Annotated in this window: 15 protein-coding genes; 4 read left to right on the forward strand and 11 right to left on the reverse strand. The window is 69.5% G+C overall.

Annotation, left to right across the window (positions count from 1 at the left end):
- Nucleotides 1-136 precede the first annotated feature (136 nt).
- The 4 genes from CIW48_RS15145 to tam all read left to right on the forward strand — a co-directional run bounded on the left by CIW48_RS15145 (nucleotide 137) and on the right by tam (nucleotide 3,556).
- The gene (locus CIW48_RS15145; RefSeq protein ID WP_149311511.1) at nucleotides 137-898 is read left to right on the forward strand and encodes a Fe-S cluster assembly protein HesB; all 762 of its coding nucleotides are present in this window, start codon (nucleotides 137-139) and stop codon (nucleotides 896-898) included.
- A gap of 93 nt (nucleotides 899-991) precedes the next feature.
- Nucleotides 992-2,056 (forward strand): tryptophan--tRNA ligase, encoded by a 1,065-nt coding sequence (gene trpS / locus CIW48_RS15150; protein ID WP_149311512.1) that lies wholly within the window; start codon nucleotides 992-994, stop codon nucleotides 2,054-2,056.
- On the forward strand, nucleotides 2,053-2,754 hold the full coding sequence (locus CIW48_RS15155; protein WP_149311513.1) for a haloacid dehalogenase type II: 702 nt from the start codon (nucleotides 2,053-2,055) through the stop codon (nucleotides 2,752-2,754). The genes trpS and CIW48_RS15155 overlap by 4 nt, the downstream gene beginning before the upstream one ends.
- 22 nt (nucleotides 2,755-2,776) lie before the next feature.
- Nucleotides 2,777-3,556 carry a trans-aconitate 2-methyltransferase gene (gene tam, locus CIW48_RS15160; protein ID WP_149311514.1) on the forward strand — a complete coding sequence of 260 codons (780 nt, stop codon included), beginning with the start codon at nucleotides 2,777-2,779 and terminating at the stop codon, nucleotides 3,554-3,556.
- A 4-nt stretch (nucleotides 3,557-3,560) separates the two neighbouring features.
- Here tam and CIW48_RS15165 read toward each other — a convergent pair whose 3' ends face one another.
- The 11 genes from CIW48_RS15165 to CIW48_RS15215 form a co-directional block, all read right to left on the reverse strand.
- Entirely contained in the window at nucleotides 3,561-4,214 is a 654-nt protein-coding gene (locus CIW48_RS15165) for a pyridoxamine 5'-phosphate oxidase family protein (protein WP_149311515.1), read from the reverse strand.
- Between the two features lie 166 nt (nucleotides 4,215-4,380).
- Nucleotides 4,381-5,400, reverse strand: a complete 1,020-nt coding sequence (gene ilvC, locus CIW48_RS15170; RefSeq protein WP_012322218.1) for a ketol-acid reductoisomerase — start codon at nucleotides 5,398-5,400, stop codon at nucleotides 4,381-4,383.
- 13 nt (nucleotides 5,401-5,413) lie between these two features.
- Nucleotides 5,414-6,070: a TetR/AcrR family transcriptional regulator C-terminal domain-containing protein gene (locus CIW48_RS15175; protein WP_149311516.1), complete on the reverse strand. Its 657-nt coding sequence runs from the start codon at nucleotides 6,068-6,070 to the stop codon at nucleotides 5,414-5,416.
- An 83-nt stretch (nucleotides 6,071-6,153) separates the two neighbouring features.
- Nucleotides 6,154-6,798, reverse strand: coding sequence for a glutathione S-transferase N-terminal domain-containing protein (locus CIW48_RS15180; protein WP_149311517.1), 645 nt, complete (start codon nucleotides 6,796-6,798; stop codon nucleotides 6,154-6,156).
- 44 nt (nucleotides 6,799-6,842) lie between these two features.
- Complete coding sequence (locus tag CIW48_RS15185) at nucleotides 6,843-7,076, reverse strand: type II toxin-antitoxin system PemK/MazF family toxin (RefSeq protein WP_149311518.1); 234 nt, start codon at nucleotides 7,074-7,076, stop codon at nucleotides 6,843-6,845.
- Nucleotides 7,030-7,344 carry a MazF family transcriptional regulator gene (locus CIW48_RS15190; protein ID WP_149311519.1) on the reverse strand — a complete coding sequence of 105 codons (315 nt, stop codon included), beginning with the start codon at nucleotides 7,342-7,344 and terminating at the stop codon, nucleotides 7,030-7,032. Before CIW48_RS15190 ends, CIW48_RS15185 begins: the two co-directional genes overlap by 47 nt.
- A 53-nt stretch (nucleotides 7,345-7,397) precedes the next feature.
- On the reverse strand, nucleotides 7,398-7,940 hold the full coding sequence (gene ilvN / locus CIW48_RS15195) for an acetolactate synthase small subunit (RefSeq protein WP_149311520.1): 543 nt from the start codon (nucleotides 7,938-7,940) through the stop codon (nucleotides 7,398-7,400).
- Between the two features lie 128 nt (nucleotides 7,941-8,068).
- Entirely contained in the window at nucleotides 8,069-9,844 is a 1,776-nt protein-coding gene (locus CIW48_RS15200; RefSeq protein ID WP_149311521.1) for an acetolactate synthase 3 large subunit, read from the reverse strand.
- A 578-nt stretch (nucleotides 9,845-10,422) separates the two neighbouring features.
- Nucleotides 10,423-11,868: an amidase gene (locus CIW48_RS15205; protein ID WP_149311522.1), complete on the reverse strand. Its 1,446-nt coding sequence runs from the start codon at nucleotides 11,866-11,868 to the stop codon at nucleotides 10,423-10,425.
- A 351-nt stretch (nucleotides 11,869-12,219) separates the two neighbouring features.
- Complete coding sequence (pyrC, locus tag CIW48_RS15210) at nucleotides 12,220-13,299, reverse strand: dihydroorotase (protein ID WP_149311523.1); 1,080 nt, start codon at nucleotides 13,297-13,299, stop codon at nucleotides 12,220-12,222.
- Between the two features lie 11 nt (nucleotides 13,300-13,310).
- The gene (locus CIW48_RS15215; protein WP_091789205.1) at nucleotides 13,311-14,012 is read right to left on the reverse strand and encodes an orotate phosphoribosyltransferase; all 702 of its coding nucleotides are present in this window, start codon (nucleotides 14,010-14,012) and stop codon (nucleotides 13,311-13,313) included.
- Nucleotides 14,013-14,070 lie beyond the last annotated feature (58 nt).

Consider the following 14,070-nt stretch of genomic DNA (forward strand, 5'->3'; position numbering starts at 1 on the left):
CTGCCGTCGGCCGCGCACTCCACCGGAGACGCGCGAGCGGCGCAGCCTCTCCGGCGTGCGAACCCGACGCGGCGGACAGATCGCCGCTGTCCCGCCCCGGCAGGAACACAGGCGTCGGCTCGCGGATTCGCCCGACATGCCCGCCGCCGACCTCAGAACCGGGACCGTCCCGCACCCACGCCGCAAGACGGCCCCCGCCGCCACGGATCCGGCCCTCGCCGAGAAGGCGCTCACCGTCCATGCCCGGCTCTGCCCGGTCTACGGCTGCCCGATCCCGTACTTCCACAGCCTGGATCCGGTCAGCGAACTCGTCTCATCGCTGCTGTCGCATCGGACGCGCAACGCCGAATCCGGCCGGGCCTTCAAGGCCCTCCGGGCGCGCTTCCCGGCCTGGGACTCGGTGATCGACGCGGACGTGCCGGAGATCGAGGCCGCCATCGCGGGCGTGACCTGGCCGGAGCTCAAGGCGCCGCGCATCCGCGACGTGCTTCGCGCCCTGCGCGATCGGTGCGGCACCCTCGACCTTGCCTTCCTGGCCGACATGGAGGTCGAGGCGGCGCGGGCGTGGCTGCAGGCGATCCCGGGCGTCGGCCCCAAGACCAGCGCGGCGGTCCTGTCCTTCTCCACCCTGCGGATGCCGGCCCTGCCGGTGGACAGCCACCATCACCGGGTGGCGCAGCGTCTCGGGCTCATCGGCAAGAAGGTCGATGTCGGCCCGTCGCACCCGATCCTGCGGGCGCAGCTCCCCGCCGACTGGAGCGCGCAGGATCTCTACGACAATCACGAGATCCTGATGCTGCACGGCCAGAAGGTCTGCCATCATCATCGCCCGGCCTGCGGGCGCTGCGTCCTGGTCGACCTCTGCCCGAGCGCGAAGCTGCCCGTGCGGGAGCCGTGAGCGCGTCCTTGACCATTCCGGCCTACGGGTGCGAGTAACCCCGCGCCCGGACGGCGCGGAGCCCCGGTCTTACCTTGCTCAGGATCGGCGCCGATGGCCGCGTTCACCGAATTGGTCTTCTCGGGCGTCCAGCCCACCGGCAACCTGCATCTCGGCAATTACCTCGGGGCGGTGAAACGCTTCGTGGAGATGCAGGAACGCGACGCGCAATGCCTCTATTGCGTCGTCGACCTGCACGCGATCACCGTCTGGCAGGACCCGGAGGCCCTGCGCGGCCAGATCCGCGAGGTCACGGCCGCGTTCCTCGCCGCCGGCATCGATCCGAAGCGCTCGATCGTGTTCAACCAGAGCCAGGTGCCGCAGCACGCCGAGCTCGCCTGGGTGTTCAACTGCGTCGCCCGCCTCGGCTGGCTGAACCGCATGACCCAGTTCAAGGAGAAGGCCGGCAAGGACCGGGAGAACGCCTCGATCGGCCTCTACGATTACCCGGTGCTGATGGCCGCCGACATCCTGGCCTACCGGGCGACGCATGTCCCCGTCGGCGAGGACCAGAAGCAGCACCTGGAGCTGACCCGGGACATCGCCCAGAAGTTTAACACCGACTTCGCCGGCTCGATCGCGGCGCACGGCCACGGCGACGCGTTCTTCCCGATCACCGAGCCGCTGATCGGCGGCCCGGCCGCCCGGGTCATGTCGTTGCGCGACGGCACCAAGAAGATGTCGAAGTCGGACCCGTCCGACAATTCCCGCATCAATCTCACGGACGATGCGGACGCCATCGCCCAGAAGATCCGCCGGGCGAAGACCGATCCGGAGCCCCTGCCCTCCGAGGTGGCGGGACTGAAGGAGCGGCCCGAGGCCGACAACCTCGTGGGGATTTACGCCGCGCTCGCCGGCATCACCCGCGAAGAGGTGCTGCGCGATTACGGCGGGGCGCAATTCTCGGCCTTCAAGCCGGCGCTCGCCGACCTCGCGGTGACGAGCCTCGCGCCGATCGCCGGGGAGATGCGCCGCCTCACGGCCGATCCCGGCCATATCGACGCCGTGCTGGCCGATGGCTCTGCCCGGGCCGAGACCATCGCGGCGCAGACGCTGGACGCGGTCAAGGACATCGTCGGCTTCGTTCGGCGCGGTCCGAGCCTTCAGGCGGTGCGGTGACCGTCCGCGCGCTCGTCTTCGACGTCTTCGGGACGCTCGTCGACTGGCGCTCCGGCGTCGCCCGCGAGGCGGCGCGGCTGCTCGCGCCCCTCGCGCCGGGCCTTGATGCCGGTGCCTTCGCGGATGCGTGGCGGGCCCGCTACAACCCGTCGATGGAGACGGTGCGCTCCGGCGCTCGGCCCTTCGTCGACCTCGACACGCTCCAGGCCGAGTCCCTGCCGGACGTGCTGGCACAGTTCGGCATCGCGGGCGTGCCGGAGGACGTCCAGAGCGAACTGGTTCAGGCGTGGCACCGGCTCGACGCCTGGCCCGAGGTGCCGGACGCGCTGCGGCGGCTGCGGGCGAAGCACCTCCTGGCGCCGAACTCGAACGGGCATGTCCGGCTGATGGCCGACCTCGCTCGCCGCAACGGCCTGAACTTCGACGCGGTGCTCGGCGCCGGCTATTCCCGCGACTACAAGCCGAAGCCGGCGCTCTACCGCGACGCCGTCGCGGCCTTCGGCTTCGCGGCGGACGAGACGATGATGGTCGCAGCTCATTCCAACGATCTGGCGGCGGCGGCAAGCCATGGGCTGTCCACCGCCCATATCGCTCGCCCGCAGGAGCACGGGCCGGCCGGTGGCGAGACCGCGCCGACGGTGCCGGTTACCTATGCGGCGCGGGACCTCGCAGATCTCGCCGAACAGCTCGGCTGCTGAACGGACCGGACGGAGGGCTGCCATGGCCGACTGGAACCCCGCCCTCTACACCCGCTTCGAGGACGAGCGGACCCGCCCCGCCGCCGAGCTCCTCGCCCGCGTGCCCCTCGACGCACCGCTTCTGGCCGTCGATCTCGGCTGCGGGCCGGGCAATTCCACCGCGCTGATCGCGGCACGCTTCCCCGACGCCGAGGTGATCGGCCTCGACACCTCGCCCGCCATGCTGGAGAGCGCCCGCGCCCGGCTCCCGGGCCTCGCCTTCGCGCTGGCCGATGCCGCGACCTGGATTCCGGAGCGCGCGCCGGACCTGATCTACGCCAACGCCGTGCTGCAATGGCTGCCGGACCACGCGAGCCTGCTGCCGCGGCTGTTCGGTCTTCTCGCGCCGGACGGCGTGCTCGCCGTGCAGATGCCCGACAACCTCGCCGAGCCCACCCATCGCCTGATGCGCGAGGTGGCCGGGGTCGGATCCTGGGCGGCGGCGATCGGCGATCCGGCCGTGGCCGGCCGCCTCGGGCGGATGCTGGAGCCCGCGGCCTACTACGACCTGCTGGCGCCGCACGCCGCCGAGGTCGATGTCTGGCGCACCGCCTATCACCACCGGATGGCGGATGCCGCCGCCATCGTGGAGTGGGTGAGCGCCACGGGGCTCCGGCCCTTCCTCGACCCGCTCGATGCCGAGGAGCGGGCCGGTTTCCTGGCGGCCTACACCGCCGAGATCGAGGCCGCCTACCCGCCGCGCAGCGATGGGCGGCGCCTGCTGGCCTTCCCGCGGGTCTTCATCGTGGCGCGGGCACGGTAGCGGCTCAGGCCTCGCCGCGGGCCATCAGCGCCTCGTACTCGGAGACCTCGAGTTTGCCCTCCTGGGCGACGCGGGCCTTGTCGGCGTCGCTGATCACGTCGCCGGCGAGGTCGAGGCGCTTCCAGGCGGCGAGCGGGGTCTCGCGGCCGGGCCGCGGCACGTACTTGTTCTGCTCGAGCTTCTGGTACTTGTGGATGTAGCGCGGGCAGTTGATCCAGATCTTGGTGACCGCGACCTTCACGAGGTACTTGGCCTCGGTGTACTCGGCCATGAGGGCGTCGTCGCGCAGCAGCGTCGCGTGGCCCTGCACGCGGATGCGGTGCGGCGTCTCGAAGTCGATGAACAGCAGGCCGACCTTGGCCTGACCCTCGATGTTGCCCATCGAGTAGAACATGCCATTGCCATCGAAGCCCGGGAACACCAGCGTGCTGGCGTCGAGCACCTTCACGAAGCCCGTGGGGCCACCCTTGTAGGAGACGGTCGGCATGCCGTCCGGGTCGACGGTCGAGAGGAAGAACATGTCGCGGGAGCCGATGAAGGCGGCCTCGTCCGGCTGGACGCTCTCGTGGACCCAGTCCTCGTCGAGGCGCACGGCGAGCTTGGTGGTGCCGAACTCCTCCTGCAGCGCCCGGTGCGCGTCGGAATAGAGCGATGCCATGGGTGTCCTCTCCGTTTGCCGGTCCTCATGCAGGCGAGACCGCTGCCGGGCTTATGGCCGGGATTTCCGGTGCCGGACAACCCGGAACGCGCAGGGCCGGCCACGCCTTCGCGCGACCGGCCCTCAAGCGCGGCCGAGCAGAGCCCGGCCACGCGATCCGAAGCGATCAGTTGCGGGTCTTGTCGACCAGCGCCTTCTCGGAGATCCACGGCATCATGCCGCGGAGCTTGGCGCCGACCTCCTCGATCGGGTGGGCGGCGAGCTTGGCGCGGGTCGCCTTGAACGAGGTCTGGTTGACCTTGTTCTCCAGCATCCAGTTGCGGGTGAAGGTGCCCGACTGGATGTCGTTCAGCACACGCTTCATCTCGGCCTTGGTCTCGGGCGTGACGATCCGCGGGCCGGTGACGTACTCGCCGTACTCGGCCGTGTTGGAGATCGAGTAGTTCATGTTGGCGATGCCGCCCTCGTAGATGAGGTCGACGATCAGCTTCACCTCGTGGAGGCACTCGAAATAGGCCATCTCGGGGGCGTAGCCCGCCTCGACCAGGGTCTCGAAGCCGGCCTTGATCAGCTCGACGAGGCCGCCGCACAGCACGGCCTGCTCGCCGAACAGGTCAGTCTCACACTCCTCCTTGAAGGTCGTCTCGATGATGCCGGCGCGGCCGCCGCCATTGGCCGAGGCGTACGACAGGCCGAGGTCGTGGGCGTTTCCGGAGGCGTCCTGCGCGATGGCGATCAGGGTCGGCACGCCGCCGCCGCGCAGGTACTCGGAGCGCACGGTGTGGCCCGGGCCCTTCGGGGCGACCATCAGAACGTCGAGGTCCTTGCGCGGCTCGATCAGGTTGAAGTGGACGTTGAGGCCGTGGGCGAACAGGAGCGCGGCGCCCTGCTTCATGTTGCCCTCGAGGGACTCGCGGTAGATGTCGCCCTGCAGCTCGTCAGGGGTGAGCATCATCACCACGTCGGCCCACTTGGCGGCCTCGGCGACCGACAGGACCTTGAAACCCTCGTGCTCGGCCTTCTTGGCCGTAGCGGAGCCCTCGCGCAGGGCGATGACGATGTCCTTCACGCCCGAATCGCGCAGGTTGAGCGCGTGGGCGTGGCCCTGGCTGCCGTAGCCGACGATGGCGACCTTCTTGCCCTTGATCAGGTTCAGGTCGGCGTCGCGATCGTAATACACCCGCATGTCTGTCTCCTCGTCAGTCCTGGTGGTTCGGGTCGGGTTTGGCCTGGCCGTAGAGGGCCAGGAACTGCTCGACGGCGCGCCCCGCATCGCGCCGGATCTCGGCCCCGTCGAAATCGAGGGTCTCGCCGAGCAGAAGTCGGATCTGAATATCCCGGCCGACGAGGCCGAAGAAGGTGCGAAAGGCGGCCTCGCTGTCGGCGAAGGTCAACAGGCCGGCGGCACGCCCCGCCTCCAGCACGGGCTTCACCCGCTCGCCGATGGCGAAGCGCCCGTTCGCCAGGACGATGCCGCCCAGATTGCTCTTGTGCGACCCGGCATGCGCGATGGCGATCCGGTTCAGCGCCACCGAGGTGGGGCCGGTGATGACCTCCAGCCACGTCACGGCGAAGTCCTGCAGGCGCTCGCGCAGGGTCGCGCCGTCGAGCACCTGCGCGGCGTCGTGCCCGGCATGGACCCGCGAGGCCTGCCAGCGCACCGTCGCGGTCAGCAATCCATCCCGGTCGCCGAACCACTTGTAGAGCGTCTCCTTCGAGCAGCTCGCCCGGCGCGCGACGGCGTCCATGGTCAGTTGCTCGCCGTCCTCGACCATGAGGCCAAGCACGGCGTCCAGCACCGCCTGCTGGCGTGCCGAGGGCGCTTCCCGCTCTGTTGTGGCGCTGGCCTGCATCATCTCGAATGGCGTACCGTACCGTACGGTACGCGCTCTAGGCCGATTCGCGGGCCGCGGCAAGAGCGTGCCGCGACCCGACCGTGTCAGCGCGGGAGCGGCAGCCCCTCGCGGGCGAAGACGGCCTGCACGGCCGGACGCTCGGCGGCGCGGCGGGCATGGGCGGTCCAAGCCGGGAAGCGCCCAGCCATGTCGAACCGGAGCACCGGGCCATTGGCCCAGAACCAGAAGACCATCAGGTAGGCGTCGACCACGCTGAAGCGGTCGCCCACGGCCCAGCCGCCGTGCGACAGGCGCACCTCGGTCATCGTGGCGAGATCGGCGTAGCTGTTGGCGGCCTTCGCCTTGATGCCTTCGAAGGCGCCCTCATCCTCGGTGTAGCGCTCCGGGCGGCGGACATGGGCGTAGGTCACGTGGTGGTTGCAGGCCAGCCAGCCGAGCCACTCGTCGGCGGCGGCCTGGGCGCGCAAGTCGGCGGGCCACAGCGCCTTCTCCGGCACGGAGCGGGCGACGTGGCGCAGGATCGCGGCGCATTCGGTGAGCACCCAGCCGTCCTCGGTCAGGGCCGGTACGCGGCCGCGATCGTTGATCGCGAGATATTCCGGCCGGCGCTGGTCGCCCGCGGCGAGGTCGAGCTTGATGCCCTCGTAGGGCAGCCCGGATTCCTCCAGGATGATGTGGGCGGCGAGCGAGCAGGCGCCGGGGGCGTAGTAGAGGGTGCGGGCGGTCATGAAAGCCTTTCTGCTGGGGAAAGCTTATGGAGGGCGTGCGTATCTCAGATGGTCAGGCCGAGCAGCGTCCTGAGCCTGCCACGCACCTCGGCCACGATCTCATCGGGCGCGCCGCCGAGACTCCTCAGGATGCCTGTGGCCCTGTCGATCGAGGGGACTTGATCCACAAGGACAGCACCCGTGACGGAAGGGCCCGGCGGCAGGAATACTTTCGTCGGCCATGGATGCGGATTACGTGTGATCGGGCAGACGATTACGCGACGCGTCAACTGGTTCATATTCGGATCCGCGATCCGGCCGCCAATCGACCGTCGGCGGCTGGGCTTCGGGGCCCAGACGCCCGGCCTCGGCGATCATCTCTTCCATTGTGTAGACCGGCAGCCCGTCGACATACCGGCGCCCAGCCCGTTGCGTGGGCTCGGGCCGCGGAGGGCGCTTCGAGACGATCTCCACGGTCTCGCCCTCGCGGATGCCGAGTTCCTCGGCCTCCGCGCTGCTCAGCCGCACGGCGAGATCGTCACCCCAGCGAATGACCTTGGATTCCATCGCTCCGCCTCCTGCGGGGATGGCACATCCTAGCAGATCCGGTCCTTCGGACCCTAGAGCGGCTCCGCCCCGCGCCCCATCGCGGAGATGCCGGTGCGGCAGATCTCCACCAGCCCGATCACGCTCATCAGGCGCACGAACCGGTCGACATCCTCGGTGGCGCCGGTCAGCTCGAACACGAAGGAATTGAGGGTGGCGTCGAGGGTCTTGGCGCCGAAGGCGGCGGCGAGCCGCAGGGCCTCGCTGCGGTGCTCGCCCTCGCCCTTCACCTTCACCAGGCAGATCTCGCGCTCGATCGCGTTACCCTGGAGCGTCAGGTCGACGACCCGGTGGACCGGCACCAGCCGGTCGAGGTGCGCCTTGATCTGCTCGATCACGGCATTCGTGCCCGTGGTCACGATGGTGATGCGCGAGATGTGGCGCGCCTCCTCGGTCTCGGAGACCGTCAGGCTCTCGATGTTGTAGCCGCGCCCGGAGAACAGGCCCGAGATACGGGCGAGCACGCCGGGCTCGTTGTCGACGATCACCGCGAGCGTGTGCCGGTTGACCGGCTCGACGCGGACCGCATCGGGGTAGTGGGTGTTCATCGCGTTCATCGCCGGCCTCGTTCTCGTCGTCCCGTGCGTGCTCATCGGCGACCGAGCGCGACTTGCACGAGGCAAGCACCACTGCGCGCCGCCGCCCATGCGGTGGCTGCGGCCCCGGAGGGCCGCCGCCACCGCGTTTACACCAGCATCTTGCCTTCCTCGGAGATCACGTCGCCGAGTTCGACGCCGGTCTCGCCGAGGTAATCGGACAGGAGCATCTCGTTGTGCGCCTTGCCCGACGGGATCATCGGGAAGCAGTTCTCGGTCTTGTCGACGATGCAGTCGAAGATCACCGGGCCGTCATGGGCGAGCATCTCCGCGATGGCGCCGTCGAGGTCGCCCGGCTTCTCGCAGCGCATGCCCTTGGCGCCGTAGGCCTCCGCGAGCTTCACGAAGTCCGGCAGGCTCTCCGAGTAGCTCTGCGAGTAGCGCGAGCCGTGCAGCAGCTCCTGCCACTGCCGGACCATTCCCATGTACTCGTTGTTCAGGATGAACACCTTGACGGGCAGCCGGTACTGAACCGCCGTCGACATCTCCTGCATGTTCATCAGGATCGAGGCCTCGCCGGCGATGTCGATGACGAGCCCGTCCGGATGCGCGAGCTGGGTGCCGATGGCCGCCGGCAGGCCGTAGCCCATCGTGCCGAGGCCGCCGGAGGTCATCCAGCGGTTCGGCTCGTCGTACTTGAAGTACTGGGCCGCCCACATCTGGTGCTGGCCGACTTCGGTGGTGATGTAGGTCTCGCGACTCTTGCAGGCCTCGTAGAGGCGCTGGACGGCGTATTGCGGCTTGATGATCGTGCCCGACGGCCAGTAGGCGAGGCAGTCGCGCGCCTTCCAGGTCCCGATCTTCTGGAACCACGGATCGAGGTTGGACCTGTCGGGCCGCGACGGCAGGGCGCGCCACGCCTCCAGCATGTCGGCCAGCACCGAGGCGCAGTCGCCGACGATCCCGACATCGACCTTGACGACCTTGTTGATCGAGGACGCGTCGACGTCGATGTGGATCTTCTTGGAGAAGGGCGAGAACGCGTCGAGCCGGCCGGTGATCCGGTCGTCGAACCGGGCGCCGACGCAGATCATCACGTCGCACTCGTGCATCGCGAGGTTGGCCTCGTAGGTCCCGTGCATGCCGAGCATGCCCAGGAACTTCTCGTCCGTGCCCGGATAGGCGCCGAGCCCCATCAGCGTCGAGGTGACCGGGAAGCCGGTCTCGCGGACGAGCTCGCGCAGCAGGCGCGAGGCCTCCGGGCCCGAATTGATCACGCCGCCGCCGGTGTAGAAGACCGGCCGGCGCGCGGTCGCCATCAGCTCGACGGCCGCGCGGATCCGGTCGGCGTCGCCCTTCACGGCCGGGCGGTAGGTCTTGTGGCTCGCGATCTCCGGGCGCTCGTAGAGGCCGGAGGCGAACTGGATGTCCTTGGGCAGGTCGACGACGACCGGCCCCGGACGGCCATTCGCCGCGACGTAGAACGCCTCGTGCAGGATGCGCGGCAGGTCGTCGATCGATTTGACCAGGTAATTGTGCTTCGTGCAGTGGCGCGTGATGCCGACCGTGTCGCATTCCTGGAACGCGTCGGTGCCGATCAGATGCGTCGGGACCTGGCCGGTGATGCAGACCAGCGGGATCGAATCCAGCATCGCATCGGTGAGGCCGGTGACGATGTTGGTGGCGCCGGGGCCCGAGGTGACGAGGACGCAGCCGACCTTGCCGGAGGAGCGGGCATAGCCCTCCGCGGCGTGGACGGCGCCCTGCTCGTGGCGGACGAGGATGTGCTTGACGGCGTTCTGGTGGAAGAGCGCGTCGTAGATCGGAAGTACGGCGCCGCCCGGATACCCGAACAGCGTATCGACACCCTGATCCTGGAAGGCCCGGATGACCATCTCGGCCCCGGTCATGACCTCGCCGCTCATGCTCGTCTCCTCGCGCTCTCCGGAGCCACGGCGGTCCACGACCGCCGCCCTGCCCCGTCCTCTCTCACGCACCCTCGTCCCGCGGGGCGGTCTCCGCCTCGCCCGAACGTGCCTTCCGCGTCGGTAACCCGTCTGCGCCGATCCCGTGCTGCCCTGGAGCGGGCAACAAAAAAGGGCCCCGAGGGACCCTGCATGCGCCACCGCTCGGATCGCGACCCTCGCTTAGGGCCGCCCCGTCGGTGACGCTACCGCTACAATAAGGATCGTGGTCATCGGATATCCGAACTCGCCTCGCGGCGTCCGCATGATTCGGAACTGGATCATGGTCGGCACGCGAAGTGTCGGGCCTCTTAGCGGAGAGCGCGGGGCCGGTCAACGCATCCGTGCATCCGGGCCGGTTCGGTCATTGAGCCGCTATGCGGCGCTCACGGCGCTGGGTCCCGGATGGCGATCCGCTGGCGCTCCACCTGTGCGGGAGAGGGTGGCGCTTGGGAATGAAACGCGACACCCGTTCCCGGGCGCATGCAGCGGAAGCGGACTGCGACCCAGCACAAGAACAATCCGCGACGCGGCACCGCTCAGTTCAGCGACGGCGGATAGCGACGGACCCAGTTGCTGGCCGCGTCGTAGGCGGCGCCGAGCTGCAGGCAGGCGAGTTCGCCGTGGTTCGGTCCGACGATCTGAATGCCGGTCGGCAACCCGGCCGCCCCGAACCCGGCCGGCACGGCAAGGACGGGCAGGCCCGACATCGTCGCCGGGATCGTGACCTGCATCCAGCGGTGATAGGTGTCCATCGCCTGGCCGCCCACCGTCTCGGGCCAGCGCAGGGTCTTGTCGAACGGGAAGACCTGGGCGCTCGGCATGACGACGTAGTCGTAGGCCTCCATGAAGCGGCGCAGGGTCTCGTACCAGCGGGTTCGCCCCTCCAGGGCCGCGATGATTTGGTCGGCGCCGAGCGCCAACCCACGCTCCACCTCCCAGGCGGCCTCCGGCTTCAGCAGCGCCCGGTGGCGGGGCTCATCGTAGAACGGGCGGAGATTCGCCGCGACCGTGAAGGCCCGCAGCACCAGCCAATCCTGCCACAGCTGCTCCATGTCGTAGCGCGGCATCGCCTCCTCGACGGTGCAGCCGATCTCCGCGAACCTCGCCAGGGCCGAGCGTCCGAGTTCGAGCACGCCGGGATCGAACGGGATCTGGCCGCCGCAATCGCCGAGCCACGCGATCCGCGTCCCGCGGAAGTCGCGGGCGAGCGGGCTCGCGAAGGCCAAGGGATCCTGCCGGATGGCGTTCGGGCAGCGCGGGTCGTAGCCCGCCTGGACGGACAGCATCAGGCCGATATCGGCGGGCGTACGGCCGATGGCGCCGAGCACGCCGAGGCCGGGGCTGAACACGTCCTTGGCCTCCGCGGGGATCCGGCCCCAGCTCGGGCGCAGGCCGTAGCAGTTGTTGAAGGCCGGCGGATTGCGCAGCGAGCCGGCATGGTCGCTGCCATCGGCGACCGGCTGCATCCGCAGGGCCACCGCCACTGCGGCCCCGCCGCTCGACCCGCCCCCGGTTCTGTCCGGAGCGTAGGCGTTGCCGGTGGCGCCGTAGACCGGGTTGAAGCTGTGCGAGCCGAGGCCGAACTCAGGCACGTTGGTCTTGCCGATGAAGATCGCCCCGGCGGCGCGCAGGCGAGCCACCATGATCGAGTCGGTGTCGGCGATCCGGTCGGCGAAGATCGGCGAGCCTTGCGTGAAGCGCAGGCCGCGGACCGGGTCGAGATCCTTCACGGCCAGCGGGAAACCGTGCAGCGGCCCGACGGCCTCCCCCCGCGCCAGCGCGGCGTCGGCGGCCTCTGCCTCCCGCAGGAGCGCGGCGTGGTCGCCCAGGCCCACGAGGGCGTTGACCTGCGGGTTGAGCCGGTGGATCCGCTCCAGATAGGCCCGCATCACCTCGACGCAGGAGATCACCCGGCCGTGGATGGCGGCGGCGAGGTCTACGGCGCCGAGCGCCGTGATGCCGTCCTGTCGCGCGTCCTGCATCGTACCGCTCCTCCGGATTGGCGGGCCGCGGCGGTCGCTCCGCATGGCAAGACCGGTATTCGGACGACAAGCCGCGTGAAGACCTCTCTTCTTCAAAGAACGAATCGGTGGCAACCGTCTTCGCGCGCATTACCCGACAGGCGTGCGCCGACGCGCTGGTCCGGCACGACCGGCCCCCTCTCACCTGCGGGAGAGGGGATCCGCGCCTCTTTCGGAAGGCGCATCACCGTCGTGCATCGCGGTCGTTGCGAGCGGAGCGAAGCAGACCAGGGCGCTAGGCGCGGCGACGTCGCGCCGCCCTGCGTTGCTTCGCTGCGCCCGCGATAATGTCGTGGCGCATGACCGGGGCCGTCACGCCACCGACCAGGGCAGCGTCTCCTCACCCCGGAACACCACGACCGCGGTGTCGTCGACCGCGACCGCCTCGGCGACGCGCCCCGGCCGCCGCTCCAGGGTCACGGTGCCGGCATTCGGCTCCAGCCCGTGGAAGTGGGCGCCGTTGAGCGACGCGAAAGCCTCGAACCGGTCCAGCGCCCCCTCCTCGTCGAAGACTTGCACGTAGGTCTGGAGCGCGGACGGCCCGCAGAACACGCCGGCGCAGCCGCACGCGGCCTCCTTGGCGCCGCGGACATGCGGGGCCGTATCGGTGCCGAGATAGAAGCAGGCCTCGCCCGAGGTCGCGGCCGCGCGCAATGCCAGCCGGTGCCGCTCGCGCTTGGCCACCGGCAGGCAGTACAGGTGCGGGCGCAAGCCCCCCTGGAAGATGTGCGTCCGGTTGATGACGAGGTGGTGCGGCGTGATCGTGGCCGCGCATCGGCTCCGGTGCTCCCGGACCACGTCCAGGATCTCCGCCGTGGTGGCGTGCTCCACGGTGACCTTCAGCCCCTGATGGCGGCCGAGCAGCGGGATCAGGCTGCCCTCCATGAAGGCGGCCTCGCGGTCGAAGATGTCGATCTCCGGATCGGTCGCCTCGCCGTGGATCAGGAGCGGCATTCCGATCCGCTCCATGCGCTCCAGCACGGGCGCGATTCCGAGGAGGTCGGTGACGCCCGCATGCGAGTTCGTGGTCGCGCCCGCCGGGTAGAGCTTGGCGGCGACCCAGACCTTGTCCTTGAAGCCGCGCTCGATCTCGTCCGGGTCGGTGTCGTCCCGCAGATAGCAGGTCATCAGCGGCGTGAAGTCCAGGCCGGCGGGCAGCGCGGCGAGGATCCGCTCGCGATAGGCCTGCGCGGCCGCGACCGTCGTCACCGGCGGCACGAGGTTCGGCATGATGATGCCCCGGGCGAATTGCGCCGCCGTGTAGGGCAGCACCGCCTTCAGCATCGCACCGTCGCGCAGGTGGATGTGCCAGTCGTCCGGTCGGCGGATCGTGATCCGATCCACCGGCTTCGCCTCCTGGCGCTCGGCGGGAAACAGCTCGGCGACGCCCATCGCGATCCCCCTCAGGCCTGACCGAAGGCGGAGATGCCGCCATGGGCGGCCGACCACTCCGCCGGCGCGTTGAGGAAGCTTTCAACCTCCGCCAGTGTCTTCGGGTCGAAGGTACCCATCTCCTTGGCCACCGCCAGCACGTCCCACCACGTGGTGAGGTAGTGAAGCTTGATGCCGATCTCCTGCATCAGGGCGGCGCTGTCGGGGAAGATGTCGTAATAGAACAGCACGAAGCAGTGATCGACCTGGGCGCCGGACTCGCGCAGGGCGTTGCAGAAATTGACCTTGCTGCGCCCGTCCGTGGCGAGGTCCTCGACCAGCAGGGTCCGGGCGCCCTCGACGATCTCGCCCTCGATCTGGGCATTGCGGCCGAAGCCCTTGGGTTTCTTGCGGATGTACTGCATCGGCAGCATCATCCGGTCGGCGATCCAGGCCGCGAAGGGGATGCCGGCGGTCTCGCCGCCCGCGATGTGGGTGAGCTTCTCGTAGCCGATCTCGCGCACGATCGTGGCGGTGGCGAAATCCATGAGGGTCGAGCGCAGGCGCGGGAACGAGATGATCTTCCGGCTGTCGGTGTAGACCGGGCTCGCCCAGCCGGAGGTGAACTTGAACGGCTCGTCCTTGTAGAAGAGCACCGCGCCGATCTCGAGGAACATCTTGGCCGCCTCGCGGGCGATCACTGTCCGGTCGAGGGGCAGGAAGGGACTGGTCATGCGGCGTGCGCGCTCCGCTCGAAGCGCTCTCCGGGGACCTCAGGACTGGTCCGGCCGG

Origin of the sequence: Methylobacterium sp. P1-11 (assembly GCF_008329595.1) — a bacterium.
In the GTDB taxonomy this organism is placed as follows: Bacteria; Pseudomonadota; Alphaproteobacteria; order Rhizobiales; family Beijerinckiaceae; genus Methylobacterium.

Coding starts and splice junctions, on each gene's coding strand:
- CIW48_RS15145 (WP_149311511.1), top strand. CDS start 137: ATGCCCGCCGCCGACCTCAGAACCGGGACCGTCCCGCACCCACGCCGC.
- trpS (WP_149311512.1), top strand. CDS start 992: ATGGCCGCGTTCACCGAATTGGTCTTCTCGGGCGTCCAGCCCACCGGC.
- tam (WP_149311514.1), top strand. CDS start 2,777: ATGGCCGACTGGAACCCCGCCCTCTACACCCGCTTCGAGGACGAGCGG.
- CIW48_RS15165 (WP_149311515.1), bottom strand. CDS start 4,214: ATGGCATCGCTCTATTCCGACGCGCACCGGGCGCTGCAGGAGGAGTTC.
- ilvC (WP_012322218.1), bottom strand. CDS start 5,400: ATGCGGGTGTATTACGATCGCGACGCCGACCTGAACCTGATCAAGGGC.
- CIW48_RS15175 (WP_149311516.1), bottom strand. CDS start 6,070: ATGATGCAGGCCAGCGCCACAACAGAGCGGGAAGCGCCCTCGGCACGC.
- CIW48_RS15180 (WP_149311517.1), bottom strand. CDS start 6,798: ATGACCGCCCGCACCCTCTACTACGCCCCCGGCGCCTGCTCGCTCGCC.
- CIW48_RS15185 (WP_149311518.1), bottom strand. CDS start 7,076: ATGAACCAGTTGACGCGTCGCGTAATCGTCTGCCCGATCACACGTAAT.
- CIW48_RS15190 (WP_149311519.1), bottom strand. CDS start 7,344: ATGGAATCCAAGGTCATTCGCTGGGGTGACGATCTCGCCGTGCGGCTG.
- ilvN (WP_149311520.1), bottom strand. CDS start 7,940: ATGAACGCGATGAACACCCACTACCCCGATGCGGTCCGCGTCGAGCCG.
- CIW48_RS15200 (WP_149311521.1), bottom strand. CDS start 9,844: ATGAGCGGCGAGGTCATGACCGGGGCCGAGATGGTCATCCGGGCCTTC.
- CIW48_RS15205 (WP_149311522.1), bottom strand. CDS start 11,868: ATGCAGGACGCGCGACAGGACGGCATCACGGCGCTCGGCGCCGTAGAC.
- pyrC (WP_149311523.1), bottom strand. CDS start 13,299: ATGGGCGTCGCCGAGCTGTTTCCCGCCGAGCGCCAGGAGGCGAAGCCG.
- CIW48_RS15215 (WP_091789205.1), bottom strand. CDS start 14,012: ATGACCAGTCCCTTCCTGCCCCTCGACCGGACAGTGATCGCCCGCGAG.